The following is a 7,748-nucleotide window of genomic DNA, read 5'->3' as shown; positions in this document are numbered from 1 at the left end:
AACGTTCATGTCGGAACAGGTGATAGCCGCCGCTCCGTCGTCATCCGGCCGGGGCGCTAGGTCGACGACCGATGCGCAAGGGGCTGCGACGGAACCGCGAGGCGTGTGCACAACAGCGCGATCTGCCGGGTCGACATACCACTGGTCATCGAGAAGATTCGGCGCGTTCGAGTAGTCCTCGCCGGCGACGAATGATCGGGCGAATTGCGGAGCGCAGTCACCGGCGTTGAGGCCGACGAGCTCGATCTGGCGTTCGGAAACTACCGTGAGTCTTTGGAGCGCTGTGATTTCCACCTCAGCCGTTGCGTTTGTCTCTCGCCATGTTCCGCCTGCATCAGTGGTGATTTCGGGCAGGGCACCTGCACTGGGGCACTCCCCCGTCGTGGCTCGCCAGGCCGTTGTGCCGTCGAGAGCGGACAGGATGCGAGTTGGGGGGATAGCCACCGTCGACGTGGCATCGGCTGTTGGGCTCGGGGTGGCGGTTGAATCGGGGGTGAAAGTTGGGATCGGTCCGGTCACGGTGGCCGGAGAACCGGTGGTACGTGCGCCCAGCGCCCAGGAAATCAGAAGGAGGTCGACAAGCACGAAAGTTATTACGGCGAGGTAGATCCACAGGCGGCGGCGCGAGGAGTCGCGGGGCGTATAGCGACGAGGGCGGGGCATTGGTTAGCGAGTCCTCGTTGCAGCGGCCAAGGACTGCGCGATCTGGGTCACGGTGGCGTTGAGGATGGTACCCACCCGGGCGTACACCGCCGTTGACTGGCGGTACGGGTCTTCGATGTCGTCATCGTCGGGGTGGGGTGGAGGTGGGGAGAAGCCTCTCGTGGCGGCGACTTCGCGTACTAGGGCGCGGAGTTGCGTGGCGAGGTCGGGTCGCGGGGCCTCGACAAGCTCGACCGACGTAGGGGGCGCGTTGGCGGGGTCGACGAAGGAATCGACCGCGGTTGGCAGGAGCCTTGCGAACTGGTTGAGGGTGTAGGTGTAGCGGGCAGCGCGCGGGTAGAGGGAGACCACTTTGCTGCGATGCTCGCGAGTGGCCGTGAGGATGAGATCCGCGTCCTGGATTTGTTGCTCGGTGAGCTGCTTCGAGATGTGGTCGGCCGGGTCGGCACCGTAGTGAGCAGCGAGGTGAGCGGCCTCAGGGGTCATGTCGTGGCCGACCATGGATTGGGTCCCGGCGCTGTGCACCATCACTGGCAGTGCGAGGGCAGCTGATTGGACGCGCAGGAGTCGCTCCGCGATAGGCGAGCGACAGATATTGCCGGTGCACACCATCAGCACCGTGAACGGTGCGTCGCCCCCGTTAGTCATTTCTTGATCCTGGCCCGTTTCGCCTGCTGAGCACGCTCACGGCGGGTGGGTTCCTCGGTGATGACCTCGTCGCCATACCCGTACCCATACCCGTAGCCGTAGCGGTTGTAGCCGTAGGCGTCCGGCCCCTTGGTGGGCAGCATCGTGAGGACGAGGCCGGACACCGGTGCACCCACATTCGCAAGGGAGGCGATGGCACCCTTGAGCTGGTTCTTCTGGGTGCGGCCCGCGGCCACCACGATGATCGCGCCGCCGACGTTCTTGGCCAGGATCGCCGCGTCGGTCACGGGAAGGAGCGGCGGGGTGTCGTAGATGACGACGTCGAACATCCGGTTGAACTCGCCGATGAAGTGGCTCATTCGCGCTGAACCCAGCAATTCACTCGGGTTCGGCGGCACGTGTCCGGCGGGCAGGACAAACAGCTGGGCCCTGCCCCAGGGCTGGATGACGTCGTCGAGCTCCGCCCGGCCGATGAGAACGTCGGTGAGGCCGACGGCGCCCTCGATGCCCATGTAGTCGGCCACCTTCGGCCGGCGCAGGTCCGCGTCAATCAGCAGTACCTTGGAGCCCGCGTCGGCGAGAGCGATAGCGAGGTTGGCGCCCGTGGTGCTCTTGCCCTCACTCTCGATGGACGAGGTAATGACGAAGCTGCGGTCGGTACGGCCCACGTCGAGGAACTGCAAGTTGGTGCGCAGCGTGCGGAACGACTCGGCGCGGGGGCTGCGCGGGTCGACGTGCACGATGAGCGGGCGATCCTGAGCCTTCGGGTCGAAAACGATGCCACCGAGGATGGCGACGTCGGTGACGCTTTCCACGTCGTGCTCATTGCGGATACGGGTCTCCAGCGTCTCCCGCAGTACTGCAAGACCGATGCCGAGCGCGAGTCCGACCAAGCCACCGAGGGCGATGTTGAGCGGAACATTCGGGCTCACCGGTACCGACGGCACAGTGGCTTCCTGCGCCCGGGTGAGCTTCACCGGGGAAATGGCGTCATCCGTCATCGGAGTTTCGATCTCTTCAACGACTGCAGTGAGGCTTTCCGAAATCGCGTTTGCGGTCTCTGCCGCGCGGACGGGATCGACGTCTGTGACGGTGATGTCGATGATGGATGTGTCCAGCGGCGCCGACGCCGACACGCGGGCAGCGAGTTGGTCGGAGGTGACGCCGAGTTCCAACTTGCCGATTACCGGCAGCAGCACGATCGGTGTAGCAACAAGGTCGGAGTAGGTCTTGACCCTCTGCACGGTGAAGCTGTTTCCCTGCACAAGATCAGACGTTGTTCCCGTCGACTGCGTGGAGACGAAGACCTTGGCCGTGGCACTGTACTTCGCCGTCTGCGTGAGAGAGAACGCGGCGGCCGCGCCAACCCCGACAAGCGTGAGGAGGACGATCAGAACCCAGCTCTTGCGCAGGATGCGAATGTAGTCGCGAAGTTCCACTAAGCGGCCTTTCCTTGGTGCTGGTGCCAGGTTCGAGGCCGGATGCTGCACCCCCAAGATATGCTCCCACATTTCGGCCGGGGCTCATCCACCGAATGCAGCAATGCGCAACCCCTGTGAACCGCTAGTTTGGGCTTCATGACATCAGCCGACGACCGCATCTCGGGGCAGCACACCGGGCTCAACGTTGCCGCTGTCGGGGTCGTGGTGGCCGTTGTACTGGTCATGCTGCTGAACGAGCTCTTCATACTCGGCGCGATTCGTGACCCGCAGCTGGGCGAGTTGCTGAGTTACCTCGTGGTGTGGTTGCCCCTGTTGGCGGCCGTGTTAATTTCTTGTTTCATGCTCGGGTCTCGTTCTCTGGGGCGCGACATCGGGCTGCGTTTTCGACCGTTGGACCTGCTGTGGGGGCTCACCCTGGGGGTTATCGCGCGGGTGATCGCGACCATCCTGGAGATCGCCGGCTACGGGCAGATGGGCTCGGCCGGGGCGATCCTCGACGAACCGGCCCACGACCTGTGGTGGGTGTTTGCGGTGATATTGGCGCCCGTGCTTGTCTCTCCTCTTATAGAGGAGATGTTCTTTCGTGGTCTGGTGCTGCGCGCGGTGAGCCGGGCCGCCACCGATAACGGTGCCACACGGCGGTGGGCGCTCGGCATCGCCGTGGGGGTGAGCGCCAGCACCTTCGCGCTCATTCACCTGATCAACGCCGGTTCCCCCACCGCCGCGCTGGTGATCGGGCTGTCCACGTTCTTGTTCGGGCTCGGCGCCGGGGCGCTGGCCGCAGTGACTGGGCGCTTGGGCGGGGCGATGGTGGCGCACGTGGTGTTCAACACACTGGTCGTGCTGCCGGCAGCCCTGGGGTAGACGCGGCTAGTTGGCGGTGTCGGTGGCCAGTTCCGCCGTTTTGCCGGTGACGGCCTCGCCGGCTGTGACGCGGATGACGCCCGCAGCCTTGTCGCTCGTCGCGTCGTGCCACCAGGCGGTGCCGAAGCTGGTGCCGGCAGGTGCGGCGAAGCGCAGGGTATCCTTGCCCGGCTTGAGGCCGGTCAGGGTGTAGTCGCCGCTGCCGTTGGTGGTGGCCGTCGCGGCCACTCCCCCGTCGGCGCCGATCGCGGACACCGTTGCCGCGTTCAAGCCCACATTGCGGGCGCCGGCCGCGTAGACGGTGCCGCTGATTGACGCTGTCGGCACGAGCGCCGCATCCGCGCCGGCGATGGTCTCGCCGGCCGTGAGAGTGAACGTGTCGGCGGCGGGCCGGGCCTCGTTGCCCCACCACTCGCGCAGGTAGCCGGCGCTGCCGTTGGCGCTGCCGCCGGAGAACTGCAGGGTGTAGCTGCCTGCGGTGAGGCCGGTGAGCGTGTAGTCGCCGTTGGCGTTGGTGGTCGCGGCGGCGATGCTGCCGCCAGCCACTCCGGTGCTTTCGTCGGTGGCGTACGCGTACACCCAAGCGCCGGGGATGGCGGCGCCGGAGGTGCTGGTGGTGATCCGGCCGGTCACCGAGGCGCCGGCGGCGAGGGCGACGTTCTTGCCGGTGACGGCGGTGTCGATCGCGAGTTTGATCGGTGCGGCGGCGCTCGGGCGGGACTTGGTGTGCCACCACTGCGCGAGGAAGGTGCTGCCCGCCGGCGGGGTGATGCGGAGGGTGTAGCTGCCGGGGATGAGGTCGGTGAGGGTGTAGCCGCCGTCGGCGCTCGTGACGGTCGAGCCACGGGCGGAGCCGTCGGGGGCGTACGCGGTGACGGTGGCGCCGGCGAGGGCGTCGGTGGTTGTTCCGGCGCCGGTGACGGTGCCGCTGATCGAGTGCAGGGGCAGGAGGGAGGCGTCGATGCCGGTGACAGCCTCGCCCAGGCCGACGGGGAAGGTGGCGGCGTTGCTCTGCTCGGTGTTGCCGCCCCACCATTCGCTGCGGTGGTCGCTGCTGACGAAGTTGAGGGTGTAGCTGCGCACGTCCAGGCTGTAGAAGGTGTAGCCGCCGTCGGCGTCGGTGGTGGTGACGGGAATCGCGGTGCCGTACCCGCCGGCCTCCGTGTAGATGTACACGGTGACGCCGGGCAGCGGTGCTCCGGTGACCTGGTCGGTGACCCGGCCGGTGAGGCTGGTGGAGTTGATGGCGCCGGTGGTGGGCTGGGTGGGGGTCGCGGTCGCCGATGGGGTGGGCGTTCCGGTTGGGGTCGCGGTGGCCGTGGGCGTCGGGGTTGCCGTGTGGTTCGCGGTCGGCGTGGGGGTGGCTGTCGCAGTGGGAGCCGGCGTTTCAGTCGCCGCGGAGGTGGGCGCGCTGGTCGCGGTGGGGCTGGCGGTCGGCAACGGGGTGCTAACCGGCGGGTCCGTCGGGGCGGGCGTCTCGGTGCTGGCGGTGAGCTCGGGGGCCGGGCGGGCAGCGACGGCCGTGGCTGTGGGCACCACGATCAAGAGTGTGCCGATGAGGGCCGAGACCCCGATACTGGCCCGGATGGCCAGCCGGGTACGGTCAGGTCGGTTTGGGGAACGACGTGGCATGACGTTTCCTCCTGATTCCGACTGGTGTGCTGAAGAGCACCCCATCGAGCCCAGTCGCACCAGCCTATTCGCGGAGGCGGTGAGGACAAGGGATTCGACACCCCGGTTCAGGGCACATTCTGGGGGTTGAACAGCGGTTACTTGACCACCTTCACCGTCGCGGCGCTGGGCTTTGGCCACGGTGACGTACCCGGCCTTGGAGCCGGTGACCTTCACCGTGAGGGTGGCGCCGGCATCCGCCGCGACCGGCTTGTAGATGTTGGCTGTGGCGCTCAGGGGCCTGGTTTTGTCGGTGAGGACTCCGCCGGTGACCACGGGCGGCGGTGCTGGTCTTGATGACCGGCACCAAGTCCGACCTCGATCCCGTGGCCGTGAGCGTGAGCGTGAGCGTGAGCGTGAGCGTGAGCGTGAGCTTGGCACCGGCATCTGCCGTCACCAACTTGTCCGTGGGGGCGGTGGCACCGGAAATAACTGTTGTTCCGCGCAGCCGCTGGTACTCCGACTATGTCGCGGCGCTTCTTGCCGGCCTCGACGAGAGCCCGCCAACCGGACCGCATCGCGCGCACCACGAGTTCCGGTGAATATGGCGTCACCCGAATATGTCGTCACCCGAAGGGGGGAATGGCGCCTCGTGAGTTGGCGGGCACGCCTTGACGGCTCTCTTGCAGGGCCGCGTTGAGGCGATTCCGGCGGAACGATCATGGCCTGCAAAGAAAATGCGGGTCAAACGCAAGATTCCCGAGCCGGAATCAGCGTAACTTGATGGAAACCGCGGCGCACTTTGGTCGAAACGACCCGCACATATCGTGGCCTTTGTGAGCGACCGCCGTCGCCCCAACGTCAAACGGAGGCCCCATGTCGATGACCGAGTCGCAGCCACGAGAGCGAACACTGGAGTCCCCCCGCGCGCCCGCACCCATCATCGCGGCGCGCTCTGTAGTGAAGTCCTTCACCACTCGCGGTAAGGAGTCCGTAATCCTCGACGGGATCACCCTCGACATCAACGAGGGCGATTTCGTCACCATCGTCGGCCCGTCCGGATGTGGCAAGACCACCTTCCTGCAACTCATCGCCGGACTGCAGCCGATGACCGCCGGCTCAATCGCATTCGACGGTGTGGACATCGTCGTGCCGCCAGCAGGTGCCGTGTACGTGTTCCAGCAGTACGGCAAGTCGGTCTTCCCCTGGCGCACCGTGCTCGGCAACGTGTGCTTCGGACTGGAGGGCAAGGGTCTGTCGAAGGCGAAGCGCGAGGGAATCGCCCGCGATCAGCTCGCTCTCGTCGGCCTCGCCGGTTTCGAGCACCACTACCCCTCCCAGCTCTCGGGCGGCATGCAGCAGCGTCTCGCGATCGCCCGCGCTCTCGCGCCTGGCCCGCGAATGCTGTTGATGGATGAGCCGTTCAGCGCGCTGGACGCGCTCACTCGCGCCAAGCTGCAGAAGCTCGTGCTCGACATCTGGCAGAAGCTCGGCATCACAGTCGTGTTCGTCACGCACGACATCGAAGAGGCGCTTCTGCTGTCAACGCGAGTGATCGCGCTGCACAAGTCACCCGCGAACATCGATATCGATCTCGCAATCGACTTTCCTCATCCGCGCAATCCGCTCACGCTCGGTGAGGATTCAGAGTTCCTCGCGAAGCGGCGCACGCTGCTCAGCAGCATCTACCGACAAGAAGGCATCGAGTACGACGGGGGTGTGATGTGAAAGCTGCGAAAAAACGGCTTCCCGGCCTGGCGCTGATAGTGGGTCTGCTCGTGCTGTGGCAACTCACGGTGCAGTTCAATCTAGTCGACTCGCCCAGCGTGCCGACCGTCACCGAATCGGTGGATGCGCTGGGCAAATCGATCGCCAATGGCGAGATGCTCACGGCGCTCGGCGAGACGCTCGGGCGCATTCTGATCGGGTACGCGATCGCCGTTGTGCTCGCGGTCGCCTTAGGCGCACTCATGGGCACGAGCCGGTTCGTCTTCTACCTCCTGGAGCCGCTGACCGAGCTGCTGCGGCCGATACCGACCGCAGCCTACGTTCCGATCGCCATTCTGCTACTCGGCGTCGGCAACGAGATGAAAATAACGGTCGTCGCGGTGGCTTGCTTCTTCCCCGTGTTGCTTAATACGTACGGCGGCGTGCGGTCGGTCGACCCGATCCTTGTCGATACGGGTCGCACATTCGGCTACAAGCCGTTCGCTCGCCTCATCAAGATCGTGTTGCCGAGCGCTCTGCCCGAGATCCTGACAGGAATGCGTGTCGCCCTCGGCATCGCTCTCATCGTCGGAATCGTGTCGGAGATGCTCGCGGGCAACAACGGCATCGGTTATCTCATTCTCGACAGCCAGCGCATCTTCCAGGTGCCGCTCATGTTTGCCGGAATCATCACGCTTGCGATCGTCGGCTACTTCATGAACTTCATCTTCGTTCGCCTCGAGGCCTACTTCCTCCGCTGGAGAACCGCCGCCGGAAGCTGACGACCTACGCAAACTCCGCCACGTTCCCGCC

Annotated in this window: 8 protein-coding genes; 4 read left to right on the top strand and 4 right to left on the bottom strand. The window is 65.8% G+C overall.

Features of this window, described 5'->3' with window-relative positions:
• The 3 genes from JWP54_RS13435 to JWP54_RS13425 form a co-directional block, all read right to left on the bottom strand.
• On the bottom strand, positions 1 to 585 hold a 585-nt coding region (locus tag JWP54_RS13435; protein WP_297372895.1), incomplete at its 3' end, for a hypothetical protein.
• An 81-nt stretch (positions 586 to 666) separates the two neighbouring features.
• On the bottom strand, positions 667 to 1,311 hold the full coding sequence (locus JWP54_RS13430) for a low molecular weight phosphatase family protein (protein ID WP_297372893.1): 645 nt from the start codon (positions 1,309 to 1,311) through the stop codon (positions 667 to 669).
• On the bottom strand, positions 1,308 to 2,750 hold the full coding sequence (locus JWP54_RS13425) for a polysaccharide biosynthesis tyrosine autokinase (RefSeq protein ID WP_297372891.1): 1,443 nt from the start codon (positions 2,748 to 2,750) through the stop codon (positions 1,308 to 1,310). Before JWP54_RS13425 ends, JWP54_RS13430 begins: the two co-directional genes overlap by 4 nt.
• 138 nt (positions 2,751 to 2,888) lie before the next feature.
• On the opposite strand from JWP54_RS13425, the gene JWP54_RS13420 reads away from it, so the two are divergent.
• A complete protein-coding gene (locus JWP54_RS13420) occupies positions 2,889 to 3,617 on the top strand; it encodes a CPBP family intramembrane glutamic endopeptidase (RefSeq protein WP_297372889.1) in 729 nt (242 codons plus the stop codon).
• Between the two features lie 6 nt (positions 3,618 to 3,623).
• Here JWP54_RS13420 and JWP54_RS13415 read toward each other — a convergent pair whose 3' ends face one another.
• Complete coding sequence (locus JWP54_RS13415; RefSeq protein ID WP_297372887.1) at positions 3,624 to 5,156, bottom strand: collagen binding domain-containing protein; 1,533 nt, start codon at positions 5,154 to 5,156, stop codon at positions 3,624 to 3,626.
• A 428-nt stretch (positions 5,157 to 5,584) separates the two neighbouring features.
• On the opposite strand from JWP54_RS13415, the gene JWP54_RS13410 reads away from it, so the two are divergent.
• From JWP54_RS13410 to JWP54_RS13400, 3 genes are all read left to right on the top strand, one after another.
• On the top strand, positions 5,585 to 5,830 hold the full coding sequence (locus JWP54_RS13410; protein ID WP_297372885.1) for a hypothetical protein: 246 nt from the start codon (positions 5,585 to 5,587) through the stop codon (positions 5,828 to 5,830).
• A 274-nt stretch (positions 5,831 to 6,104) separates the two neighbouring features.
• The gene (locus tag JWP54_RS13405; RefSeq protein ID WP_297372883.1) at positions 6,105 to 6,956 is read left to right on the top strand and encodes an ABC transporter ATP-binding protein; all 852 of its coding nucleotides are present in this window, start codon (positions 6,105 to 6,107) and stop codon (positions 6,954 to 6,956) included.
• Positions 6,953 to 7,717: an ABC transporter permease gene (locus JWP54_RS13400; RefSeq protein ID WP_297372881.1), complete on the top strand. Its 765-nt coding sequence runs from the start codon at positions 6,953 to 6,955 to the stop codon at positions 7,715 to 7,717. Before JWP54_RS13405 ends, JWP54_RS13400 begins: the two co-directional genes overlap by 4 nt.
• Positions 7,718 to 7,748: the final 31 nt, after the last annotated feature.

Origin of the sequence: Cryobacterium sp. (assembly GCF_025463825.1) — a bacterium.
GTDB lineage: Bacteria > Actinomycetota > Actinomycetes > Actinomycetales > Microbacteriaceae > Cryobacterium.
The sequence above is the reverse complement of the archived record's forward strand: the minus strand, read 5'-3'. Positions and strand labels throughout refer to the sequence as shown.